Source organism: Aeromonas allosaccharophila (assembly GCF_000819685.1).
Lineage (GTDB): Bacteria > Pseudomonadota > Gammaproteobacteria > Enterobacterales > Aeromonadaceae > Aeromonas > Aeromonas allosaccharophila.
On the sequence record NZ_CDBR01000023.1, the window covers coordinates 69,056 to 91,055 of the forward strand.

Sequence of the window (22,000 nt, forward strand, 5' to 3'; positions counted from 1 at the left end):
CAGAAATGCCGTTATTGGACAGTTTTACCGTTGACCACACCCGTATGGAAGCGCCAGCGGTGCGTGTGGCCAAGACCATGCAGACCCCGAACAAGGACACCATTACCGTGTTCGACCTGCGTTTCTGCGTACCGAATCAGGAGATCCTCTCCGAGCGCGGTATCCATACGCTGGAGCACCTGTTCGCCGGTTTTATGCGTGATCACCTGAACGGCAACGGCGTGGAGATCATCGATATCTCCCCCATGGGTTGCCGTACCGGCTTCTACATGAGCCTGATCGGTGCGCCGGACGAAGCCCGTGTTGGCGCTGCCTGGCAGGCCGCCATGAGCGATGTGCTGACTGTGCAGGATCAGGCCAAGATTCCCGAGCTGAACGAGTATCAGTGCGGCACCTACAGCATGCACTCGCTGGAAGAGGCGCACGCCATCGCCCGTCATGTGCTGGAGCGCGGTATCGGCGTCAACCACAACGACGAGCTGGCCCTGCCGGAAGAGAAACTGAAGAGCCTGTGAGGCGGATGAGCTGTCGCTCATCGGGTAATCTCTGCGGGGAGTGTTAAAGAGCCGGTCAGCCATGCTGACCGGCTCTTTTTATCTCGCCCGATCGCAAAAATGGGGATGACTTGCTCCCCTTGCCAACTCTGATTAGGATGGTTTTGACCTGAACCTGTTGGCGGAGGTGTGACGATGAAAGGGGTATTACTACGTTGGCTGGCCCGTTACGATGCATGGTGCGAGGAGTGGGGGCTCACTCAGGAGAACCGGCGCTGCTGTACACCGGTTCGTTATGATGATGATTCAAGCAAAGAGCGAGCTTGCGCAGAAGAGGCTGAGCTCAATCAAAATTGCGGGTCACGGCACCGGTAACACTGTTGTACTCGAAACCGAGGCCGTTTTCATACTCTGAACTTGTCTGGAAGCGACCCATCGAGTCGCGCAGGATATAGCGGCAGTTGCGATGTTCCAGTCCTCCAGCCTCAGTTTGATGGTCTGCACGAATAATCTCAGACTTATAACTGGAAGTGCTGTCCTTCTCGAAGGCAGTTTGGTCTGTATCAAGTATTGCCGCGAAGAGGAGCTCGCAGTCCTCTGGGCTGTTAACTGATATTTCGTCGCTACCACCACCTGTCGATGGCTCATCGATTCCTTGACCACCCTCCTCGGTCCCCACCGGCCAACCATAATGGTTTATATCCAGATCTTTATTGCCCATCCCGCTGAAGTTATACAGTGCGAGGTCTTGTCCCTGCACTTTCACCGCCCAGCCAGCATGAGCCAGCTGTACTGCACTGGCAAAGCTGCCAGCGGTCGCCGAGACCGTGCTTTTCAGGGCATCATCCTTGATATTGATAAAGCGGGGCAGGGCGGTGACGGCCAGGATCCCCAGCACTATGATCACCAGCACCAGTTCAATCAGGGTAAAGCCGTTGTTTCTGTTGTTCATCATGTTCAATGACCCATTAAAGACCGCAAACAGGTGGGAGTGATATGCAGCTGATAGATACCCATTGCCATCTCGACTTTCCGGTGTTTGACCATGACAGGGCGGCGCTGCTGGCCCGTTGCCGGGCATTGGGGGTGATGGAGTATATCATTCCTGCCATCGCAGAGGATAACTGGACTCGTGTGATGGCACTGGCAGATCAGCATGACGGCCTCTTTTATGGCCTGGGCATTCATCCCTGGTATGCCGGTGAGCAGCGGGAAGGGGTGATGGATCGGCTGCGAACACTGGTGATGAGCCAGCCTGCCGGGTTGGTGGCCATTGGCGAGTGCGGGCTGGATCTGCGCTCTCAGGTGCCGCAGGAAGGGCAATTTGCGCTGTTTGAGGCTCAGATCCGGCTGGCCGCCGATGCCGGGCTACCCTTGATGATCCACTCGGTGCGCGCCAATGACACTGTGGTCAAGGTCTTGCGCCGCTTCAAGCCGCCATGTGGCGGGGTGATCCACGCCTTCAGCGGTTCGTTGCAGCAGGCGGAGGCCTTCTGGCAACTGGGCTTTCGACTCGGGGTGGGCGGGGTGATCAGTTTTGAGCGGGCGAACAAGACGCGAGAGGTATTTCGGGCCATGCCGCTTGAGGCCCTGGTGCTGGAAACCGACTCGCCCGATATGCCGCTGCAAGGTGAACAAGGCACCCGAAATACCCCGGAAGCGCTGCCGAAAATAGCGGAAATATTGATGACGTTGCGGGGGGAATCATCGGTGGATGTTGCAAAGGTGTTATTTGAAACTGCCCGACACATTTTCCATCATGCTCAATTGCCATGAAACAAACCCGCAACACATGATTAAGTTATCAGGAAAAAAAACGAGCGTAAAAATCGTTTGCTGTCTAATTTTGTGACACTTGGACATTTTGATAACGATAAAATGTGACCAGCATTCTATTTTATCGGACTTTAATTAGTATAATGCGCTCCCCTTGATTAGTTGGGTTTAATAACAACTCGCTAACAAGCTAGGTGCTACTAGAGGAAGATAATAATGAATTTGTTCATGGGTCTGGTAGGGATGGCGACGCTCGTCCTTATCGCGGTGCTGTTCTCCAGCAATCGCAAGGCAATCAACGTGCGTACCGTTGTCGGTGCGTTCGTAATTCAAGCCGGTCTGGGGGCGTTTGTTCTCTATGTTCCGGTTGGTCGCGATATCCTGGTCGGCGTGTCCGACGCGGTATCCAGCGTGATCAGCTACGGCCAGAACGGGATCGACTTCCTGTTTGGCGGTCTGGTCAGCAACAAGATGTTTGAAGTGTTCGGTGGCGGCGGCTTTGTTTTTGCCTTCCGTGTTCTGCCGGTCATCATCTTCTTCTCCTCCCTGATTGCAGTGCTCTACTACCTGGGCATCATGCAGATGGTCATCAAGTTGCTGGGCGGCGGTCTGCAGAAAGTACTGGGTACTTCCCGCACCGAATCCCTGTCTGCAACTGCCAACATCTTCGTCGGTCAGACCGAAGCGCCGCTGGTGGTTCGTCCTTACATCGCCAAGATGACTGACTCCGAGCTGTTCGCCGTCATGTGTGGTGGTCTGGCTTCCGTTGCCGGTTCCGTACTGGCAGGTTACGCCTCCATGGGCGTGAAGATGGAGTACCTGATTGCTGCCTCCTTCATGGCTGCACCGGGTGGTCTGCTGTTCGCCAAGCTGCTGGTTCCCGAGACCGAGACCCCGAACTACGACGAAAGCTCTGCCGATGCCGAGCTGGATGACAAGCCTGCCAACGTCATTGACGCTGCTGCTGCTGGCGCCTCTGCCGGTATGCAACTGGCTCTGAACGTCGGCGCCATGCTGCTGGCCTTCATCGGTCTGATCGCCATGATCAACGGCATCTTCTCCGGTGTGGGTGGCTGGTTCGGTTATCCGCAACTCTCTCTGGAACTGCTGCTGGGCTGGATCTTCTCCCCGCTGGCCTTCCTGATCGGTGTGCCCTGGAATGAAGCAGTGGTTGCCGGTTCCTTCATCGGTCAGAAGCTGGTAGTGAACGAGTTCGTGGCTTACCTGAACTTCGCTCCGTACCTGAAAGACGAAGTGCTGATCAACGGTGTGGCCATGTCCGATCACACCAAGGCGATCATCTCCTTCGCGCTGTGTGGTTTTGCCAACCTCTCCTCTGTTGCCATCCTGCTGGGTGGTCTGGGGTCCATGGCGCCGAACCGCCGCGGCACCATTGCACGTTTTGGTCTGAAAGCCGTATTGGCTGGCTCTCTGTCCAACCTGATGTCTGCCACTATCGCAGGCTTCTTCCTGGCTCTCTCCGCCATGTAATAGCGGCCTGATTGACAGGGTATAAACACGAACGCCACGGCATCTGCCGTGGCGTTCGCGTATGGATCGGTGACAACCGTTTTCCTATCTAAACTAATAATAAAATGAGTCAAATCGGAGGTTATATGAATGAAGTGCTACTGGCGATGGTGGCTGGCTTTATAGTCGGTTTGTTGTTTTCTTTCCTCAAATTGCCGATCCCGGCACCACCCGTTTTGTCCGGGGTAATGGGGATCGTCGGGGTCTATCTGGGGGGATTGGCCTACTCCTGGATCCTGACTCGGTTCTTTTCGTAAGGCTTTTTTAGACCTGGATTTGCCAGATGTGAGGTACCTCTGAAATTGGCAAATCCGGCTTGCAAACAGGGGGTATCTCGGCTGAAATAGGCATTGCCAGCAGGGTGCTGGCAATGACTAATACTCGATGAAATCGGGTGTTGGCGGTCAAATGGAATTGATTGGGAAGTCGGGTCAGATGTTGTCGGCCTTTCTCAAGTCTTCATGGAACCAAGTCCGCACTTTTGTAAGAAAGTGACAGGGCTCTTGCCTTATTTACAGTCGCAGTGCCTGCAGGGTGCTTTGAATGGCATCCGGATAGTGGCGGTGCCTTCGCACTGTAATTCCATTCCCGTATAGCTGGGGATTACTGCCTGTGCATCCATCGCTGGATGGTCTGGTTGTGCCCGGTTATCTGGATTAAATCGAGACTTTGGAGAACAGAATGACTGATCTGAAAGTGGCCGCCCAGCGCGCCCTGAACCTGATGGACCTGACCACCCTGAACGATGATGACACCGATCAGAAGGTGATCGACCTGTGCCGCAAGGCCAAGTCACCGGCTGGCCTGACTGCCGCCGTCTGCATCTATCCCCGTTTTATCCCTATCGCTCGCAAGACTCTGCGTGAGATCGGCGCTGCCGACGTGCGCATTGCGACCGTGACCAACTTCCCTCACGGCAACGACGACATCGAGATCGCCGTGGCCGAAACCCGTGCCGCTGTCGCCTACGGTGCCGACGAAGTGGACGTGGTATTCCCGTACCGTGCCTTCATGGCGGGCAATGAACAGATCGGTTTTGATCTGGTCAAAGCTTGTAAAGAAGCCTGTGGCGCCAACGTGCTGTTGAAAGTGATCATCGAAACTGGCGAGCTGAAAGAAGAGGCGCTGATCCGCCGCGCTTCCGAGATCTGTATCGATGCCGGTGCCGACTTCATCAAGACCTCCACCGGCAAGGTGCCGGTCAATGCGACTCCGGAAGCGGCGCGCATCATGATGGAAGTGATCAAGGCCAAGAATCCGAAAGTCGGCTTCAAGCCTGCTGGTGGCGTGAAAGATGCAGCCGTTGCCGGTCAGTACCTGGCCATGGCCGAAGAGATCCTCGGCAACGACTGGGTATCCGCCCGCACCTTCCGCTTCGGCGCATCCAGCCTGCTCGCCAGCTTGCTGGCAACACTGGGGCACGGCGACAAGCCGGCCAACACCAGCGGTTACTAATAAGTTGATGACAGGGCGGGGGACTCCCGCCCTGTCTAGCCCCCACCATGCGGTGTGCGGGCAAGGATCCAGGCTTGTTTGACGCCAGCAATGGCGGAGGGAATGAAAGATGTTTTTGCCTCAAGAAATTATTCGCAAGAAGCGCAACGGTGAAGCGCTCAGTACCCAAGAAATTCAATTCTTCATTCAGGGCATTACCAACAACACCATCGGCGAGGGGCAGATTGCTGCGCTGGCGATGGCGGTCTATTTCAAAGACATGACCATGGATGAGCGGGTTGCCCTGACTTGCGCCATGCGTGACTCCGGCATGGTACTGACCTGGGATCACCTGAACCTGGGTGGCCCGATTGTCGACAAACACTCCACCGGCGGTGTGGGTGATGTGGTCTCTCTGATGCTTGGACCTATGGTCGCTGCGTGCGGCGGTTTCGTGCCGATGATCTCCGGCCGCGGTCTGGGCCACACTGGCGGTACTCTGGACAAGCTGGATGCCATTCCCGGCTACCAGACCTCGGTCGATAACGATCGTTTCCTGAAAGTGGTGAAAGAGGCGGGGGTCGCCATCATCGGCCAGACCGGCGATCTCGCTCCGGCTGACAAGCGTATCTATGCAGTACGGGACATCACCGCCACCGTTGAATCCATCGCGATGATCACCGGCTCCATCCTCTCCAAGAAGCTTGCCTCCGGGCTCGAAGCACTGGTAATGGATGTGAAAGTGGGTTCCGGCGCCTTTATGCCGACCTTCGAAGCGTCCGAAGAGCTGGCCAAGAGCATCGTGGCCGTGGCCAACGGTGCCGGTTGCCGCACCTCTGCGCTGCTCACCGACATGAACCAGGTGCTGGCCTCCAGCGCCGGTAACGCGGTGGAAGTGCGCGAAGCGGTGCGCTACCTGACCGGTGAATACCGCAACCCGCGCATCCACGAAGTGACCATGGCGCTGTGCGCCGAGATGCTGATCTCCGCCGGTCTAGCCAGCGACGACAGCGATGCCCGCCGCAAACTGCAGGCGGTGCTGGATAACGGCAAGGCGGCCGAGATCTTCGGTCGCATGGTGACTGGCCTCGGTGGTCCGGCCGATTTCATGGAGCGTTATGACGCTTACCTGCCGAAAGCGGCCATCGTGCGCCCGGTCTTTGCGGCCAACAGCGGTTTCGTGACCGCCATGGATACCCGCGAGCTGGGTCTGGCCGTGGTCGCAATGGGCGGTGGTCGCCGCGCTGCCGGTGACAAACTTGATTATGCGGTCGGTCTGACCGACTTTATCCGCCTGGGTCAAAGCGTCGATGCTGACAAGCCGATCGCGATGATCCACGCTCAGACTGAAGAGCAATATGCTCAGGCTGCCAGCATGGTGCAGGCGGCTGTCCGGATTGGTGGCGAGCGGCCACAGGCACTGCCTGAAGTGTACCGCCGTATCACCCTGGCTGATTTGTAACAAGGGGAAGACCCATGAAACGTACCTTTATTCTGATGATGGACTCTTTCGGTATTGGCGCTGCTGCCGACGCCGAGAAGTTCGGAGATGTGGGCGCCAACACCCTTGGCCATATCGCCAAGGCGTGTGCGGCAGGTGACATTGAAGGCCGCGGTGCCCTCAATCTGCCGAACCTCAACAAGCTGGGTTTGGGCCACGCCTGTGAGCAGGCCTCCGGCTACTTCCCGGAAGGACTGAACAAAGATATCGACGTGGTCGGTGCCTACGGCTTTGCTCAGGAGCTCTCCTCCGGCAAGGATACCCCGTCCGGTCACTGGGAGATCGCCGGTGTACCCGTGCTGTGCGAGTGGGGCTACTTCAAGGATCACCATAACAGCTTCCCGCAGGAGCTGCTGGACGCCATCGTCGAGAAGGCCGGTCTGCCGGGTTATCTCGGCAACTGCCACGCTTCCGGTACCCAGGTGCTGGACGATCTGGGCGAAGAGCACATGAAGACCGGCAAGCCGATCCTCTACACCTCTGCCGACTCCGTGTTCCAGATTGCCTGCCACGAAGAGACCTACGGCCTCGAGAAGCTCTATGAGCTGTGCCACATCGTGCGCGAGCTGCTGGAGCCCTACAACATCGGCCGCGTGATTGCGCGTCCGTTCGTGGGCACTGGCAAGGGCAACTTCAAGCGTACCGGCAACCGTCACGACTACTCGGTGCTGCCGCCGGCGCCGACCGTGCTGGACTACATGAAAGATGCGGGTGGCCAGGTGGTTTCCATCGGCAAGATCGCCGACATCTATGCCGAGCAGGGCATCACCAAGAAGGTGAAAGGTACAGGTCTGGTTGAGCTATGGGATCGTACTCTGGAAGAGGTGAAAGCCGCCGGTGACAACACCATCGTCTTCACCAACTTTGTGGACTTCGACTCCTCTTACGGCCACCGTCGTGACGTGAAGGGTTACGCCGATGCGCTGGAGTACTTCGACTCCCGCCTGCCGGAGCTGTTCGAGCAGATGCAGGATGGCGACGTGGTGGTGCTGACCGCTGACCACGGCTGCGATCCGACCTGGGGTGGCACTGACCACACCCGTGAATACATTCCGGTGCTGTTCTTCGGCAAACCGGTCAAGGCTGGCTCCGTCGGTCGTCGCGAGACCTTTGCCGATATCGGCCAGAGCATCGCGGCTTACCACGGTCTGCCGAAACTGGCATACGGTACCAGCTTCCTGTAATTTACCCGCCCGCCACTTCGGCGGCGGGCAATTTATAAAACAATAAAACTCAACCTGTGTGAAGGAATCAAGAGAATGGCAACTCCTCATATCAATGCGAAAGATGGCGCCTTTGCTGATACCGTGCTGATGCCGGGCGACCCCCTGCGCGCCAAGTACATCGCTGAAACTTTCCTGGAGAACGTCGAGCAGATCTGCGACGTGCGCAACATGTTCGGTTTTACCGGTACCTACAAGGGCCGTCGTATCTCCGTCATGGGTCACGGCATGGGTATCCCGTCCTGCTCCATCTACGCAAAAGAGCTGATCACTGATTACGGTGTGAAGACCCTGATCCGCGTGGGTTCCTGCGGTGCCGTGCGTGAAGATGTGAAACTGCGTGACGTGGTGATCGGTATGGGTGCCTGCACCGATTCCAAAGTAAACCGCCTGCGTTTCAAGGATCATGACTTCGCTGCCATCGCCGACTTCGACCTGGTTGCCAATGCTGTTCAGGCTGCCAAGAACAAGGGCACTCCGGTGCGCGTTGGTAACATCTTCTCCGCCGACCTGTTCTACACCCCGGATCCCTCCATGTTCGACGTCATGGAAAAATACGGCATCCTGGGTGTCGAGATGGAAGCGGCCGGTATCTACGGCGTGGCTGCAGAGTACGGTGCCAAGGCACTGACCATCTGCACCGTCTCCGATCATATCCGTACCGGCGAGCAGACCACTGCCGAAGAGCGTCAGCTGACCTTCAACGACATGATCGAGATTGCGCTGGACTCCGTCCTGCTGGGCGACAAGTAATCTGTCGTAGTGGCATGACAAGTGGAATGAAAACGGCGGCCTTCGGGCCGCCGTTTTGCATTTCTGAGGCTGGCGTCATAGGTCGAGGGCGAAGCGCCCCTTGCCTGCCAGCTTGGCCCGATACATGGCGGCATCCGCCCGGTGCAGCAGCTCGTCGATGTGGCAGTGCTGACCATGACGACAGATCGCACCGCCAATGCTGCCCGCCAGCGGTAGCCGGTGGCCAGCCACATCCCAGGGTTCGGCCATGGAGGTCAGCAGCCGTTGGCAGAGGGCTGGCAGCTCCTGCTCCGGGTGGCGCAAGTCGGGCAGTATGATGGTGAACTCGTCGCCTGCGAGGCGGGCCACCATGTCGCCGGGACGCACTTCGGCACAGAGCACGCTGGCGAAGCGATGCAGCAGGGCATCCCCCACATGGTGTCCCAGCCGGTCGTTGATCTCCTTGAAGCCATCCAGATCGAGAAACAGCAGGCCGAGCGCCTCCCCGTCATGGTGTACCCGCTCCAGCTCGCGGGTCAGGCGCAGGGTGAACGCGCGCCGGTTGGGCAGGGTGGTGAGCGGGTCGTGGCTGGCATCATGTTCAAGCTGGCTCTGCAGCGCCTTGAACTGGGTGATATCGGCACCCAGGATATAGATCCCGGCCTCGTCGCCCCGGCTCGGGATCATGGTGATCTTGAGATCGCGCGGGCCGATGGGCAGCTCGAAGCGGTATTCGAAGCTCACCTGCTCCCCCGCCTGTGCCCGGGCCAGATAGGTCATGGCATTGGCATAGGCGGCTTCACCGATCACTTCCCGCGCGCTCATATCCAGCATGCGTTCGGGATCGAGCCCGAAATAGCGGCAGTAAGCCTGATTGGCAAACAGGTAGCGCCCCTCTGGCGAGAGCATGCTGATGGTAACCGGCAGGCCGTCGGTGATGGCGCGCAGTCGGGCACGGTTGCGCTCCACCTCGGCCATCGCGGTGTGCAGTTGCTCGACGGTTGCCGACTGCTCGCGGGTGCGTTCTCGCACCTGCATCGCCAGCCCCAGCTGCAGCTGCAGCAGCTTCTCTTCGGCCAGCTTGCGCTCGGTGAGATCGGCAAACACGGCGATCAGGTGGGGGGCCACGGTGCGGCTCTTGCACAGGGTTACACTCAGTTGTACCCAACAGTGGCGGCCATCGGCACGCAACATCCGCTTCTCCAGCCGGTAGTGCTGGCGCTGGCCATCGATCAGCGCCTGGAAGAGCGGTAGTTCCCGCGGCAGATCGTCGGGATGGGTCATGGCTTGCCAGGTTTGATTCAGCATCTCCTGTTCGCGATAACCGAGCAGCTGTTGCAGTCCCGGATTGGCTTTGAGCCACACCCCCTCCATAGAGGAGAGCGCCATGCCGACCGCCGACTGGTTGAAGGTCTGGGTGAAGAGATGCTCCTGATCTTCCAGCACGTTGCTGAGGCTGCGTACCTGATGGCGCCGCTCGAGATCGTGCAGGGTGCTCTCTACCAGCAGGCCGAAATCATCGAGATCCTGGCGCTGCGCCTCATCGAGGGTACGCGGCTTGCTGTCTACCAGACAGAGGGTGCCGAGCACCACTCCGTCCAGCGCCCGCAGGGGGCGACCGGCGTAGAACACCACATGGGGCGGGCCGAGCACCAGCGGATTGTCGGCAAAGCGGGGGTCGATACGGGCATCCGGCACCTGCATGATGCCGGGCTGTAAAATGGCGTGACCACAGAAGGAGTGCTCCCGGCTGATTTCGCATAGCGGGATGCCGGTGCGGGAGAGAAACCACTGGCGATCCACATCGGTCAGGGAGACCAGTGCCACGGGCAGATCAAAGTGGCGGCTGATGAGGCGGGTCAGGCGATCCAGCTGGGCGATGGGCTCGCGGTCGAGCAGCCCGAGGATCCGCAGTCGTGCCAGCCGACTCTCTTCATCCACGGGTAAAGTGGGGGCAATCATGCAGCTCTCCTGCTGGTTGTGCCATCAAGGATATATACAAGGTGGCAGGGGGATCGGCGCCGGTCTACGGCTGATCGGCAGGTTTGCTCTTTTTCTTGTGTTTGCGCACCCGCATGTAGTTGCGGCGCACGCCGTAGGAGATGAGTAGCCCGGCCAGCAGGGCAACCAGCAGCATCAGCCGCTGTTTCTCCTGCACAACTTTGAGCCGGGTATCCTTGTCTGCCAGCAGCTTTTGCTCTTCCAGGGTGATGCGCAGGTAGCCGATGGTCTGAGCGCCATCGAGGATCTCCTGTACGAACTGGATCCGCCCCTTGCCCAGATCCGGCAGCGACTTGTTGTCGCTGCCGATGGGCAGCAGGCTCTCCAGCGGCACCGCCTGCTCCGACTGGGCGAGGGGAATGCCACGTCCGTCATAGAGGGTGACATCGAGGATCTCCGGTTCGGCCGCCAGATCCCGCGCCAGCCGCTCCAGCTCGCTGCTTTTGTCTTCCTTGATCCAGCGCTTCATGTCGCGGGCGGCATAGGCGACCAGCGCCTGCGCCCGGTTGCGCGCTTCGCTGTGCAGTGACGCCTGGCTTTCACCCTGCATATGGATGAGCACGCCGAGTACCCAGCAGCCGAGCAGAATGCCGGCGGCCAGGCTGAGAACACGTTTGATGGGAAGATGACGCTGCAAGCGTGAGACCTCATGGTGACAAGGAGTGGCGGGATCTTGGCGCTTGCCTGTACAAAAAGCAATACGCTACTCTGGGCCAGCATTGTTAACCCCCTGATCACCAAGGAAGGCGTATCCCTTATGTTGTTGTCCCGGCTCCCCCCTCTGTTATCCGATTGGCCCGCGTTGTTGTCCGGCGCACCCTGCTGGCAGCTCAAGGTTGATGTGTTGCAGCCAACAGAGGCCCCGCAGGCGGGCGGCTGGTTGGTGCTGTTTGGCAAGGGGCTGGGCGCATCCCATCTGGCGCGTCTGTCGCCACTGTTGGCAGCACAGGGGCTGGCGGCCACCCTCTATCCTCCCACCGAGGTGGCGGGCGTGCCGCTGCTGCTGCTTGGCTGCGATCGCTTCTCCCCCGCGCTGGTTGCCGAGATCAAGAGCGGTGAGTGGGAGATCGATCTCTGTCATCTGCCCGCGCTGCCGACCCTGAGCGAGCCCGGCCTGCTGGTGATGGACATGGATTCCACCGCAATCCGCATCGAGTGTATCGACGAGATTGCCCGCCTTGCCGGGGTGGGGGAGCAGGTGGCGGCGGTAACGGCCGCGGCCATGCAGGGCAAGCTGGAGTTCTCCGACAGCCTGCGCAACCGGGTGGCCCTGCTGGCAGGGGCGCCGGTCACCATTCTCGACGAGGTAGCCGCCAACATGCCGTGGATGCCCGGTTTGCAGTTGATGGTCGATACCCTCAAAGGGGCGGGTTGGAAGGTGGCCATCGCCTCCGGTGGTTTTACCCGTTTTGCTGGTGAGCTGCAGCAGGCGCTGGGGCTTGATGCTATCTTCGCCAACGAGCTGGCGGTGGAAGGGGCGTTGCTGACCGGTGAGGTGAGCGGGCGCATCGTCGATGCCCGCGTCAAGGCCGAGGTGTTGCAGCAGCTGGCGCAGGAGTACGGCATTGCTGCCGCCCAGACTGTGGCCATCGGCGATGGCGCCAACGATCTCAAGATGATGGGGGGGGCCGGGCTTGGCATCGCCATTCACGCCAAACCGCTGGTGCGGGCGCAGGCGGCGGCCACCCTCAATCATCACGATCTGGAAGGGGTGATCTGCCTGTTGGCGGCGCGGGCCTGCAGCGAGCGGCGTTGGGACCAGCGCTGATCGTGTTTCAAGGAGGAAACCCATAAAAATGGAATTGTTGCAGCAGTCTCTGTTTATCCCCTGTGGCGCCCATCAACTGCATGTTCGCCACATCAAACCCCGGGTCGCCGTGCATGGCGAGCCGATCCTGATGGTGCACGGCGCCATCGAGAACGGCCGGATCTTCTACACCGAATCGGGCAAGGGGCTGGCCTGCTTTCTGGCCCGCCACGGCTATCAGGTCTATGTGGCTGATTTGCGGGGGCGGGGGCTCAGCACCCCGGCCATCGCCGAGCAGGCTGAACACGGTCAGCACGAACTGATCACCGAGGATCTGCCTGCCCTGCACCGCTGGATTGCCGCGCGCCATCACAGCTTCAAGGTGCACTGGGTGGCCCACTCCTGGGGTGGTGTCATCATGGCCTCGACTCTGGTGCGTTTCCCCGAGCTGGCAGATCAGGTGGCCAGCCTGCTGTTCTTTGGCACCAAGCGCGGTGTGTCGGTACACAATCCCGAGCGCTGGCTGAAGGTGGATCTGATCTGGAACCGGCTAGCCCCCTGGCTGGCCCGCCGCCGCGGTTTTCTGGCGGCTCGCAATCTGAAGATCGGTGCTGACGACGAGCCGCTGCGCTATCTGCAGGAGACCATCCCCTGGGTCAAGTGCGGCCCCTGGCAGGATCCCTACGACGGTTTTGCCTATGACGAGGCGGCAGCGCGGGTCAACTGGCCGCCGCTCTGGATGATCTCGGCCAAAGCGGACAAGGTGCTGGGTCACCCGACCGATGTGCGCCGTTTCAGCGCCGAGATGGGCTCGGCCACCCGCCACACCCGTCTGGGGCGGGATAATGGCAACCGCCTCGATTATGACCACATCAACATGCTGACCGCCCCGCAGGCGCAGGAGGATCACTTCCCCCAGATCCTTGACTGGCTGCTCAATCCGCAGGCGGCATGACAAGAAACAGGGCGCATCGAGCGCCCTGTGTCATTTGGGGATGTTTCGGGATGTTCAGTTCAGCGGCGGCGTGATGCCAAAGCGGAACAGGGTGGCCCGGGTGGTATCGGTCAGCTCGCCGACACCCACCACGCTCCACAGCTCCTCTTCCAGCTTTTTGGCCTTGTGGATGGCGAACTTGGCGATGTAATCCAGCTCGTTGGCGATGAAGTTGGTGTCGGGCCGCCCGGTGCGGGAGATGCCGACCAGTACCGAGTAGAACTCCCCCTGTTGCAATGCCAGCTCGATGAACTGGCGCTTCTCCTTGCTGCTGACAAAGCTGCTGGCCAGCCGGCTGTTGAAGATGGGCAGGCCCGCCTTGGTCTGGATGCTGGCGATATAGACCTCGTCTTCTCTCGGTTTGTCCTCCCGCTCGATGGCGCGCAGCGGGTTCATCAGCAGATCTTTGAGCAGCTCCCCCTGAAACAGCGGGTAGAGGTTCTCCTGCTCCGGCAGCTCGGCACAGGCTTGCAGCAGCCGCTGCAGACTGCGCGGTTGCAGAGACTTGCCGATGGAGGCCGGTTTGGGCGCGCCTTTCAGCTTGTTGACGTAGACCGGCGAGTTGAACAGGTGGTGGGTATAGATGTTGCGCAGTGCCCGCGCCAGCCCACGATAGCGGCGCTGCTCCTGCGCCGCCTTGAGCTTGTTCTGGTTGCTCTCGATCAGCAGGCTGAAGAATTGGCGGCCGGTGTGGCGATCCGAATCCCCCTCGATGCAGAGGTGCAGCACGGTGCGGGTCATGTTGAGGCTGACCAGCCGGTAGGAGAGATGCTGCAGATCCATGCTCTTGGAGAGCTCCTGCAAACGGGGCAGGGCGATGGTCACCACATCATTTTTCTCGCCGACGAAGGCCTCTTCCAGCTCGATTTGCAGGCCGTGAGTCGAGATGTCGCGGGTCCAGCCGATCCAGGATTTGCCGTTGTGGTGGATGGCGACCGCCGTCTTGTGGATGTAGCGCAGCTCCTTGCGCAACTGGACATAGTGCAGGGTTTCGAGCTCGAACGAGGCGACGCCCTGTTCGTGGCCAAAGCGCTGCAGCTCGTTGGCATTGTTGCTGACCCCTTCCTGATGGAACTCTTCCCGCTGGGACTCCTGGCCTATCTCCTGCAGCAGGCCGCAGTAGCCGATCTGCTTGAGCCGCTCGAGCAGCAGGATATCTTGCAACTGCGGGTTGTCCTGCCCCTGCAGTTGGCCCACATCTGCCTCGACCAAATCGCACGCCTCCAGCGAGAATTTGTAGACGCGCCAGCTGGGGCGGCGCGAGCCCACCTGGAAGAAGAGGGCGGTAAGGCCACTCTGGCGCAGCTCCTCGGCGGTCGCGGAGAAGAAGTAGATATGGCTGCGCACTGTGTGGGTAAAGCAGTAGATGATGGTCTCGGTGGTGGTGCCGGGGGCCGGGCAGAGCCGTTTCATCCGCTCGGCGTTGAAGAGGCCCGCGAGGGCATCGCGGTTCTTTTCGTCGCGCCAATACTCCAGCAGGTGCTGGTTGTTCTCGGTACGCAGGGCGATCTCGAGGTTGGGACTGTCGCCGGTGCCGAAGAAGAGCGGCATGCCGGTCATCCGCGGCAGGTAGAACTGCTCATACCCCTTGATGATGGCGGCGGAAAGCAGGTAGTCAACGCTGACCCGATAGCGGATCTTGTTGGCCTCGATAAAGTCGCTGAGGAAGGCATCGAAGGCGGGCTGCTCGCCGGAGCGCACCAGTCTCAGCCAATATTTCCCCTCTTTGCTCTCTTCACCGAGTATCTGGTAGCCGACCGGTTGGTGCAGCACCGGATTGGGGGTGTCCCGCTCCAACCCGGTAAAGAAGACCTCCACCTGGGCGCCGGTGTGGTAGTTGGGCAGATAGGGGACCGAGACCCGCATGCCCCCAAGCGAGAGATCGGAACTCTTGGCGAACAGCTTCTCACCGTCCTGAAACTTGATCAGCACCGGCGAGCTGAAGTGCATCCGCTCCTGACGGCGGCCGTAGTAGCTGGCAAAAGCGATGGTGTTGACATCATATTGCCGGAATGGGCTGGCAGGGGGAGAGAGCTGGCCATCCACACGAGCGTTGTGGTGCTGTTTTTGCCACTGTTGCAGCGCCTCATAGACGCCGAGAGTATAGATATCGCGGTAGAGATAGCATTGGGACTGAAACAGGCCGATCGCCTCGGCGGGCATGAAGTGGGTGATGCCGTCGAATTCATGCACCAGGCACTCATCCCCCAGCTCATCGCGCATGTCGATGACCCTGCGGCAGGGTGAGCACTTGCGCTTGAGCTCCATCTTGATCAGAAAACGGCTGTTGCTGTTTTCCTCCTGGGTCATGCGGTTGAAGATCTCGTCGAAATCTTTCTCCCGCAGCAAGGGGACGAGTTGTTCAATCAGATGTTGCTGGTGTTCTGAATCCATGTGTTCCTGCCACGGAAAGTCACTTTTCCGATTCTGGGTTTGATCTGTCGGTCGCAAACAAGTATATCAAGCAGGAATTCATCCTGTCCCCGAGTTATCAATGGCCAAAAATAAAACTGCTTATGTTTGTTCCGAATGTGGTGCCGACTTCACACGCTGGCAAGGGCAATGCAGCGAGTGCAAGGAGTGGAATACCATCACCGAGGTGCGTCTCGGGTCGGTGAGCCCCGCTGGCAAGAGTGCCCGTTACACCGGTTATGCCGGCGCGGTCGGCAGTCAGGTACAAACATTGGCAGAGATCGCCACCACCGAAATCCCCCGTTTTACCTCAGGGTTCAAGGAGCTGGATCGGGTGCTTGGCGGTGGCGTGGTGCCCGGTTCGGCCATTCTGATCGGCGGCAACCCGGGGGCGGGCAAGTCGACTCTGCTGCTGCAGACCATGTGTGGTCTGGCCGAGCGGATGAAAACCCTCTATGTCACCGGCGAGGAGTCGCTCCAGCAGGTGGCGATGCGGGCCAACCGCCTCGGGCTGCCCACCGACAAGCTGCGAATGCTCTCCGAGACCAGCGTCGAGCAGATTTGCCTGATTGCCCAGCAGGAGCAGCCGCAGATCATGGTGATCGACTCCATTCAGGTGATGCATGTGGCGGATGTGCAATCGTCCCCCGGTTCGGTCTCACAGGTGCGCGAAGCTGCGGCGCTGCTGACCCGCTATGCCAAACAGAATCATGTGGCCATCTTTATGGTTGGTCATGTGACCAAGGATGGCAGTCTGGCTGGCCCCAAGGTGCTGGAGCACTGTATCGACTGTTCGGTACTGCTCGATGGTGGCCATGACTCCCGTTTTCGGACCCTGCGCTCCCACAAGAACCGCTTTGGTGCGGTCAACGAGCTGGGAGTCTTTGCCATGACCGAGCAGGGGATGCGCGAAGTGAGCAACCCCTCCGCCATCTTCCTCAGTCGGGGGCAGGAGCAGGCGCCCGGTTCCATCGTCATGGTGATTTGGGAGGGCACCCGACCGCTGCTGGTGGAGTTGCAGGCGCTGGTGGACTACTCCCAGCTCTCCAACCCGCGCCGGGTGGCAGTGGGTATGGATCACAACCGGCTTGCCATGCTGCTGGCGGTGCTGCACCGTCACGGCGGCTTGCAGATGGCGGATCAGGATGTCTTCATCAACGTGGTCGGCGGGGTCAAGGTCGAGGAGACCAGTGCGGATCTGGCGCTGCTGCTGGCGATGGTCTCCAGCTTCCGGGATCAGGCACTGCCCAAGGATCTGGTGGTGTTTGGTGAAGTGGGTCTTTCCGGTGAAATTCGCCCGGTGCCGTCCGGTCAGGAGCGGTTGCAGGAGGCGGCCAAGCACGGCTTCCGTCGCGCCATCGTGCCGCACGCCAATGCCCCCAAGCACCCCATCGAAGGGATGGATGTGGTGCCGGTCAAGAAGCTGTCCGAGGCACTCGAGGCGCTGTAACCGTTCCGCATTGCAATCGAGAGAGCAGAACAATGAAAAAGAGCGCCTCGGCGCTCTTTTTACGGGGTGGAACCGGTCATCAGGGCTGGCTATGTTCCAGATGCTCGCTCAGCAGTTGCTCCAGCTCACGGTGGAGCAGCTCTTCGTCGCCGACGTTGAGCTCAATCATCCGCTTGAGGTGGGTGGCGCTATCGATATCGATATGGTGGCAATAGAAACCCAGCTTCTTGCTGGCTTCGTGGGTCAGCTCGACCTGCATCTTGATTTCGATATCGCTACCGCTTAGCACAAAGCTGAGCTGGTACTCCTTGTTGTCACGACTCTCCCAGTCGTCGGGGCGGATCAACAGGGCTCCCTGCAAGGAGACATCGACCAGCTGAGTCTGCCACTTCTGTTCCCCCTGAGTTAGTTCTGCCATGGTCAAGTAGAGGATCCGTGCAAAACGGCGGCGCTCAGACATGCTCATCTCCTGTATGCAAATAAGTGTGGACGCTAGGGTCATTGCTCTGAGTGTAATCCACCTTGGTTGCCAGTATCTTGAACTTGCTCCGAAAATGGCGTTCAGGCTTGTTGGGTAGTCAAGGATTCCACCACATGGAGCGCCTTGACCAGACGATCTTCCTGTTTGAAGCGCTCTTCCAGTACCGGGCCCAGTTCATTGAGATCGTCATCCAGCAGCAGCAGTTGGGCCTCGTCGGCATCACTGTATTTGTCGTTGAACTCGAGAGCGAATTCGGTGCTGGTACGAATGTGGGGATAGATGCGCTTGGCCAGCTCCAGCGTTTCGCCGCTGGCTTGCTCGAAGGCGGTGACCACATGGTGGTAGATCTCGAAATGACCGGCGCTGACATAGTCGACCAGCTTTTCGCAAAAGTGCTGCAGCTCTTCCGTTTTTGGCAGGTTGCGCTGCTTGGTGCGGGCCGGGGTGAGGCCTGCCAGTCTCATATACTCGACCAATAAGGCTTGCCTTGCATCCAGCCAGTCATCGATAGCCTTATGCTTGCCAGCCAGCGCCTGTTTGGTCTGTTCCAGTTTCGTCAACATAATCCCTCCGTGGGGCAAAGGCTGGGCGTTTGATGGGCTTCCGAGCCGTTTGAGCAGTGACATTACCTATAACTAGGGAAAATCTGACCAAGCGTCAATAGCCATGCCGGGATATTGTTAAGTGACGAAGAAATAGGCTCTCGCTCGTTTCCCCATGCCTGCAGCTTTCAGGCCGGTCCGCGGTTTTTCTGGTGTGGAATGTGACTATTTCCGCAGATCTTGATGAAAACCCCAGCGTTTGACGCGTTCGGCTCGATAAAGGCTTTGCCTGTGCGTTTTTTTTTGCATAGAGTGACCCAGCGCTAAATGCCCGATCATAAAGGAAATGTTATGAACAAAGCTCAACTTGTCGATGCGATTGCCGCCAAAGCAGATCTGAGCAAAGCTCAGGCCAAAGTGGCTCTGGAAGAGATCATCAATGGTATTACCCAGAGCTTGAAAGAAGGCGATGCTGTGCAACTGGTCGGTTTTGGCACCTTCAAGGTCACCCACCGCGCAGGCCGCACCGGTCGTAACCCGCAAACTGGTAACGAGATCCAGATTGCTGCTGCCAACGTGCCTTCATTCGTGGCTGGCAAGGCTCTGAAAGACGCCGTCAAGTAAGTCCGAAAGTCTGTTTTGTCCAATGCCAGTCAGCTTGCTGACTGGCATTGTTTTTATGGGGTTCTCCCATCCTTCCTACTAGTTCTTCCTGACTTTTATTGCTGTGCCAGTTCCTTCTGTCAGCCTTGCTGTGGCTGAGGATTCATGCCGTCTGTGGGCTGGATGGCAGCGGCCAGATCCGCTCATAGGCCCAGATAAAGAGCATGATGTAGACGAGGTAGAAGGCGACAAAGCCGAGATCCAGCATCAGGGCGTCCCACAGTCCCAGATCGAGCCAGAACATGACACAGGGGAGGGAGAGCAGCATAAAGCTCGCCTCATAGCCAAAAGTGTGCAGGAAGCGGTCGAGTGGTCGCTTGTTGGTGTGCCCGCAAAGTTTGAGCAACCCCTTGTCGAACAACAGGTTCCAGCCGTAGGTCCAGGCGGTGGCGACGATGGAGAAGAAGATCGCCAGCGAACCGACCTCTGCGACGCCCTGACCGAACAGCTGGCTGATCAGCGGTGCGACCAGCGCCAGCCCGATGCCTTCGTAGAGAACCAGATAGCGAAGTCGATCCGGGGTGGTGCGCAGTTGGGTACTACTCATGAGATGTGCCTCCTGTGGGAGGCGCATTCTAATTAGGGCGTGGTTAAAAGAGAAGCACCCTGGCCCGTCATGGCTGGCGTTGAGGGGGCATGATGATGCCCCCTCTTTACGATACTTCTCTATTGCCAACTCTGGGCGTGACCCCGGGTGGTCAAACCTGCGACTCAGGCGCCGGTTGGTGTGACCCGGGTCAGCATGGCAAAGCCCTCTTCCACTTGAGTGAGCTCTACCTTGACTTCTCCCAACTCGGCGAGCGAGGCGACATGGGTGCCGCCACAGGGGATGGTCACCTCCTGGCCTTCCAGCGTGCAGTGCCAGTAGCGCGAATCGATGATCGCCTCGCCAGCGCAGCTGCGGCTGATCTCGCCCCCGGCTGCAATCCAGTCGGCCAGTTGCTGATTGACTTGCTCTTCAATCAGCGCCAGATCCGTCAGCAGCGCCTCGCTGTTGACCCCTTTCTTGCGCAGGCTCTTGCCGATGCGGTACTGCTCGCGTGAGCCCATGGGCTCGACCCGTGAACTCTGGATGGCAAGGCGGTCGAAGTCGGGCTGACCCAGCGCATCACGCTCGCTTACCTCCTTGCGCCAGTAGGGAGTGAGTATCCGATTGAGGGCGAGCGCGGCCAGATGGCAGCCACTGTGGCCCAGACTCAAGGCGTGGCGGGCGGTGCTATCAACTTGCAACTCTACCTGGCTGCCGACGGCCAGTGCGTGGTCACCACTCAGCGGATGCACCACCACGAACAGCCACCCTTCAACCCCCCGCTTGACCGGAATGGCAGTATCGACAAACAGCTCGCCATCCGGGCTAATGGCTCCCATCCGGCAAGGGCCAATGGCGGCTTCGTCCCCTTCCCAGCGAACATGGCCCACATCCCCCGGCTGATCGGGCCAGAGATGGCTTTGGGGATGAAAGGGGGTGAGGTCGGTGACCAGCAGCGTGGTGTCACCGTGCTGGCAGCAGACTACGCTGGCCTGTTCCTGATGATGGCCCAGCACGAAGCTGGCTCGGGTATGTTCCATGGCAAGGCTCCCGCAACGATAAATAAGAAGAGAAAGCGGCAGCATACGCCAAAGTGCGAAGGGGCTCATTAACCAGCGTTAATGAGCCCTTCTGTTGCTTGACGGTTTGCTAGATCATGGCAACCAGCAGGTAGGCGTTGAGGCCGATCACCAGCGCGACGATAAGACGGCCTACTGCCTGGGTGACGGGGTGGTTGCGATGTTCCCCCATCAGCGCCCGATCGCCGGTCAGCATCAACAGCGGGATCAGGGCCAGCGCGATGCCAAAGCTCAGGATCACCTGACTCAGCACCAGAATTTCGGTGGTGTTGAGCCCCATGGCGATCACCACGAAGGCGGGAGCCATGGTGATGGCGCGACGCAGCCAGAGCGGGATGGTAAAGCGGACAAAGCCCTGCATCACCACTTGCCCGGCCAGGGTACCCACCACAGTAGAGCTGATGCCGGAGGCGACCAGCGAGAGGCCAAACAGCGTCGCCGCCGCCTGACCCAGCAGCGGGGTGAGGGTCTGGTAGGCGGACTCCAGCTCCGCCACCTGCTGGTGGCCCGAGCTATGAAACGCGGCGGCCGCCATCGCCATCATCGCCAGATTGACGAAGCCGGCGATGGTCATGGCGATGGCCACATCGACACGGGTGGTGTGCAGCCGCTGGCTGACCGAGCCCTGATCCTGCGTGTGTTGGGTCAGCGCCGAGTGCAGGTAGATGACGTGGGGCATCACGGTGGCACCGAGCACGCCGGCAGCCAGATAAACGGCATCGCTGTTGGGCAGACCGGGGAAGAGCGCGCCCTCCAGCAGGCTCGGCAGGTGGGGGCGGGAGAAGATCAGCTCAACGATGTAGGCCGCTGCGACTAACAGCAGCAGGCCGCCGACCACCAACTCCAGCGGTTTCTGGCCGCGAGATTGCAACATCAGGATCCCCCAGGTCACCACGGCGGTGATACAGGCCCCCTCCAGCAAGGTGACACCAAGCAGCAGCTTGAAGCCGACCGCTGCGCCGATAAATTCCGCGAGATCGGTGGCCATGGCGATGATCTCTGCCTGCACCCAGTAGGCCCACACCGCCGGTTTCGGCAGTCGGTCGCGAATGTGCTCCGCCAGATTCTTGCCGGTGACGATGCCGAGCTTGGCCGAGAGGGTCTGCACCACCATGGCCATCAGGTTGGCCCACACCACCACCCACAGCAGCTGGTAGCCGAAGGTCGAGCCCGCCTGGATATTGGTGGCGAAGTTGCCCGGATCGATGTAACCGATGGCGGCGATAAAGGCAGGCCCGAGCAGGGTCAGTTTGAATTTGCGGGCCGGGATCGTTGTCGTCAGTGCGGGTTGCATGGCATCACCCTCCATAAGGATATGGAGAGAGAATAGATCTAAATGATAACTATTATCAATTGGTCTTTTGTATCATTTCCATCGGGGAAAACATTTGAGGCAGTCAGTTGCAGTGAAG

The 22,000-nt window shown here is 59.4% G+C and carries 21 protein-coding genes; 12 read left to right on the forward strand and 9 right to left on the reverse strand.

The annotated features are described in order from the left end of the window. Positions 1 to 5: 5 nt before the first annotated feature. Positions 6 to 515 (forward strand): S-ribosylhomocysteine lyase, encoded by a 510-nt coding sequence (luxS, locus tag BN1115_RS04770; protein ID WP_005340462.1) that lies wholly within the window; start codon positions 6 to 8, stop codon positions 513 to 515. Positions 516 to 837: 322 nt separating this feature from the next. Here the strand turns inward: luxS and BN1115_RS04775 are convergent, their stop codons facing one another. Next, positions 838 to 1,449: a type II secretion system protein gene (locus BN1115_RS04775; protein ID WP_050070487.1), complete on the reverse strand. Its 612-nt coding sequence runs from the start codon at positions 1,447 to 1,449 to the stop codon at positions 838 to 840. Between the two features lie 41 nt (positions 1,450 to 1,490). Here BN1115_RS04775 and BN1115_RS04780 point away from each other — a divergent pair, with 41 nt between their 5' ends. The 7 genes from BN1115_RS04780 (at position 1,491) to deoD (ending at position 8,711) form a co-directional block, all read left to right on the forward strand. Next, positions 1,491 to 2,270 (forward strand): TatD family hydrolase, encoded by a 780-nt coding sequence (locus BN1115_RS04780; protein WP_042656276.1) that lies wholly within the window; start codon positions 1,491 to 1,493, stop codon positions 2,268 to 2,270. A 216-nt stretch (positions 2,271 to 2,486) separates the two neighbouring features. Next, on the forward strand, positions 2,487 to 3,761 hold the full coding sequence (locus BN1115_RS04785; protein WP_042656277.1) for a NupC/NupG family nucleoside CNT transporter: 1,275 nt from the start codon (positions 2,487 to 2,489) through the stop codon (positions 3,759 to 3,761). 125 nt (positions 3,762 to 3,886) lie between these two features. Continuing rightward, entirely contained in the window at positions 3,887 to 4,057 is a 171-nt protein-coding gene (locus tag BN1115_RS04790) for a XapX domain-containing protein (RefSeq protein ID WP_005340467.1), read from the forward strand. A 424-nt stretch (positions 4,058 to 4,481) separates the two neighbouring features. Next, entirely contained in the window at positions 4,482 to 5,255 is a 774-nt protein-coding gene (deoC, locus tag BN1115_RS04795; protein ID WP_042656278.1) for a deoxyribose-phosphate aldolase, read from the forward strand. A gap of 109 nt (positions 5,256 to 5,364) precedes the next feature. Continuing rightward, positions 5,365 to 6,696, forward strand: coding sequence for a thymidine phosphorylase (gene deoA, locus BN1115_RS04800; protein WP_042656279.1), 1,332 nt, complete (start codon positions 5,365 to 5,367; stop codon positions 6,694 to 6,696). A gap of 14 nt (positions 6,697 to 6,710) precedes the next feature. Beyond that, the gene (locus tag BN1115_RS04805; RefSeq protein WP_042656280.1) at positions 6,711 to 7,919 is read left to right on the forward strand and encodes a phosphopentomutase; all 1,209 of its coding nucleotides are present in this window, start codon (positions 6,711 to 6,713) and stop codon (positions 7,917 to 7,919) included. 75 nt (positions 7,920 to 7,994) lie between these two features. Further along, on the forward strand, positions 7,995 to 8,711 hold the full coding sequence (gene deoD, locus BN1115_RS04810; protein WP_033135484.1) for a purine-nucleoside phosphorylase: 717 nt from the start codon (positions 7,995 to 7,997) through the stop codon (positions 8,709 to 8,711). 75 nt (positions 8,712 to 8,786) lie between these two features. Here deoD and BN1115_RS04815 read toward each other — a convergent pair whose 3' ends face one another. Next, on the reverse strand, positions 8,787 to 10,652 hold the full coding sequence (locus tag BN1115_RS04815) for a sensor domain-containing diguanylate cyclase (RefSeq protein ID WP_042656281.1): 1,866 nt from the start codon (positions 10,650 to 10,652) through the stop codon (positions 8,787 to 8,789). 64 nt (positions 10,653 to 10,716) lie between these two features. Next, complete coding sequence (locus BN1115_RS04820) at positions 10,717 to 11,328, reverse strand: AhpA/YtjB family protein (RefSeq protein WP_042656282.1); 612 nt, start codon at positions 11,326 to 11,328, stop codon at positions 10,717 to 10,719. 120 nt (positions 11,329 to 11,448) lie between these two features. Between BN1115_RS04820 and serB the strand changes: the two genes are divergently transcribed. Beyond that, positions 11,449 to 12,459, forward strand: a complete 1,011-nt coding sequence (serB, locus tag BN1115_RS04825; protein WP_042656283.1) for a phosphoserine phosphatase SerB — start codon at positions 11,449 to 11,451, stop codon at positions 12,457 to 12,459. Between the two features lie 28 nt (positions 12,460 to 12,487). Further along, entirely contained in the window at positions 12,488 to 13,393 is a 906-nt protein-coding gene (locus BN1115_RS04830) for an alpha/beta fold hydrolase (protein ID WP_042656284.1), read from the forward strand. Between the two features lie 54 nt (positions 13,394 to 13,447). On the opposite strand, the gene BN1115_RS04835 is transcribed toward BN1115_RS04830, so the two are convergent. Further along, positions 13,448 to 15,826, reverse strand: a complete 2,379-nt coding sequence (locus BN1115_RS04835; RefSeq protein WP_042656285.1) for a PilZ domain-containing protein — start codon at positions 15,824 to 15,826, stop codon at positions 13,448 to 13,450. A gap of 100 nt (positions 15,827 to 15,926) precedes the next feature. Between BN1115_RS04835 and radA the strand changes: the two genes are divergently transcribed. After that, positions 15,927 to 17,294, forward strand: coding sequence for a DNA repair protein RadA (gene radA / locus BN1115_RS04840; RefSeq protein ID WP_042656286.1), 1,368 nt, complete (start codon positions 15,927 to 15,929; stop codon positions 17,292 to 17,294). A gap of 79 nt (positions 17,295 to 17,373) precedes the next feature. Here radA and BN1115_RS04845 read toward each other — a convergent pair whose 3' ends face one another. Both BN1115_RS04845 and BN1115_RS04850 read right to left on the reverse strand, forming a co-directional pair. Next, positions 17,374 to 17,754 (reverse strand): PilZ domain-containing protein, encoded by a 381-nt coding sequence (locus BN1115_RS04845; protein WP_042063002.1) that lies wholly within the window; start codon positions 17,752 to 17,754, stop codon positions 17,374 to 17,376. A 101-nt stretch (positions 17,755 to 17,855) separates the two neighbouring features. Further along, positions 17,856 to 18,338 (reverse strand): Rsd/AlgQ family anti-sigma factor, encoded by a 483-nt coding sequence (locus BN1115_RS04850; RefSeq protein WP_042063003.1) that lies wholly within the window; start codon positions 18,336 to 18,338, stop codon positions 17,856 to 17,858. 330 nt (positions 18,339 to 18,668) lie between these two features. Between BN1115_RS04850 and BN1115_RS04855 the strand changes: the two genes are divergently transcribed. Then, a complete protein-coding gene (locus BN1115_RS04855; protein ID WP_033135475.1) occupies positions 18,669 to 18,941 on the forward strand; it encodes an HU family DNA-binding protein in 273 nt (90 codons plus the stop codon). A gap of 142 nt (positions 18,942 to 19,083) precedes the next feature. On the opposite strand, the gene BN1115_RS04860 is transcribed toward BN1115_RS04855, so the two are convergent. From BN1115_RS04860 to BN1115_RS04870, 3 genes are all read right to left on the reverse strand, one after another. After that, positions 19,084 to 19,527, reverse strand: coding sequence for a PACE efflux transporter (locus tag BN1115_RS04860; RefSeq protein WP_050070488.1), 444 nt, complete (start codon positions 19,525 to 19,527; stop codon positions 19,084 to 19,086). A 164-nt stretch (positions 19,528 to 19,691) separates the two neighbouring features. Beyond that, positions 19,692 to 20,549 carry an alanyl-tRNA editing protein gene (locus tag BN1115_RS04865; RefSeq protein ID WP_042656287.1) on the reverse strand — a complete coding sequence of 286 codons (858 nt, stop codon included), beginning with the start codon at positions 20,547 to 20,549 and terminating at the stop codon, positions 19,692 to 19,694. Between the two features lie 109 nt (positions 20,550 to 20,658). Next, positions 20,659 to 21,882: an Nramp family divalent metal transporter gene (locus BN1115_RS04870; protein WP_042656288.1), complete on the reverse strand. Its 1,224-nt coding sequence runs from the start codon at positions 21,880 to 21,882 to the stop codon at positions 20,659 to 20,661. Positions 21,883 to 22,000 lie beyond the last annotated feature (118 nt).

Excerpts from the sequence above, each read along its gene's own strand:
- BN1115_RS04805 (WP_042656280.1), top strand. The coding sequence starts at position 6,711 with ATGAAACGTACCTTTATTCTGATGATGGACTCTTTCGGTATTGGCGCT.
- BN1115_RS04775 (WP_050070487.1), bottom strand. The coding sequence starts at position 1,449 with ATGATGAACAACAGAAACAACGGCTTTACCCTGATTGAACTGGTGCTG.
- serB (WP_042656283.1), top strand. The coding sequence starts at position 11,449 with ATGTTGTTGTCCCGGCTCCCCCCTCTGTTATCCGATTGGCCCGCGTTG.
- BN1115_RS04785 (WP_042656277.1), top strand. The coding sequence starts at position 2,487 with ATGAATTTGTTCATGGGTCTGGTAGGGATGGCGACGCTCGTCCTTATC.
- deoD (WP_033135484.1), top strand. The coding sequence starts at position 7,995 with ATGGCAACTCCTCATATCAATGCGAAAGATGGCGCCTTTGCTGATACC.
- BN1115_RS04865 (WP_042656287.1), bottom strand. The coding sequence starts at position 20,549 with ATGGAACATACCCGAGCCAGCTTCGTGCTGGGCCATCATCAGGAACAG.
- radA (WP_042656286.1), top strand. The coding sequence starts at position 15,927 with ATGGCCAAAAATAAAACTGCTTATGTTTGTTCCGAATGTGGTGCCGAC.
- BN1115_RS04790 (WP_005340467.1), top strand. The coding sequence starts at position 3,887 with ATGAATGAAGTGCTACTGGCGATGGTGGCTGGCTTTATAGTCGGTTTG.
- deoC (WP_042656278.1), top strand. The coding sequence starts at position 4,482 with ATGACTGATCTGAAAGTGGCCGCCCAGCGCGCCCTGAACCTGATGGAC.
- BN1115_RS04835 (WP_042656285.1), bottom strand. The coding sequence starts at position 15,826 with ATGGATTCAGAACACCAGCAACATCTGATTGAACAACTCGTCCCCTTG.
- BN1115_RS04830 (WP_042656284.1), top strand. The coding sequence starts at position 12,488 with ATGGAATTGTTGCAGCAGTCTCTGTTTATCCCCTGTGGCGCCCATCAA.
- BN1115_RS04855 (WP_033135475.1), top strand. The coding sequence starts at position 18,669 with ATGAACAAAGCTCAACTTGTCGATGCGATTGCCGCCAAAGCAGATCTG.
- BN1115_RS04815 (WP_042656281.1), bottom strand. The coding sequence starts at position 10,652 with ATGATTGCCCCCACTTTACCCGTGGATGAAGAGAGTCGGCTGGCACGA.
- BN1115_RS04860 (WP_050070488.1), bottom strand. The coding sequence starts at position 19,527 with ATGAGTAGTACCCAACTGCGCACCACCCCGGATCGACTTCGCTATCTG.
- deoA (WP_042656279.1), top strand. The coding sequence starts at position 5,365 with ATGTTTTTGCCTCAAGAAATTATTCGCAAGAAGCGCAACGGTGAAGCG.
- BN1115_RS04845 (WP_042063002.1), bottom strand. The coding sequence starts at position 17,754 with ATGTCTGAGCGCCGCCGTTTTGCACGGATCCTCTACTTGACCATGGCA.
- luxS (WP_005340462.1), top strand. The coding sequence starts at position 6 with ATGCCGTTATTGGACAGTTTTACCGTTGACCACACCCGTATGGAAGCG.
- BN1115_RS04780 (WP_042656276.1), top strand. The coding sequence starts at position 1,491 with ATGCAGCTGATAGATACCCATTGCCATCTCGACTTTCCGGTGTTTGAC.
- BN1115_RS04850 (WP_042063003.1), bottom strand. The coding sequence starts at position 18,338 with ATGTTGACGAAACTGGAACAGACCAAACAGGCGCTGGCTGGCAAGCAT.
- BN1115_RS04870 (WP_042656288.1), bottom strand. The coding sequence starts at position 21,882 with ATGCAACCCGCACTGACGACAACGATCCCGGCCCGCAAATTCAAACTG.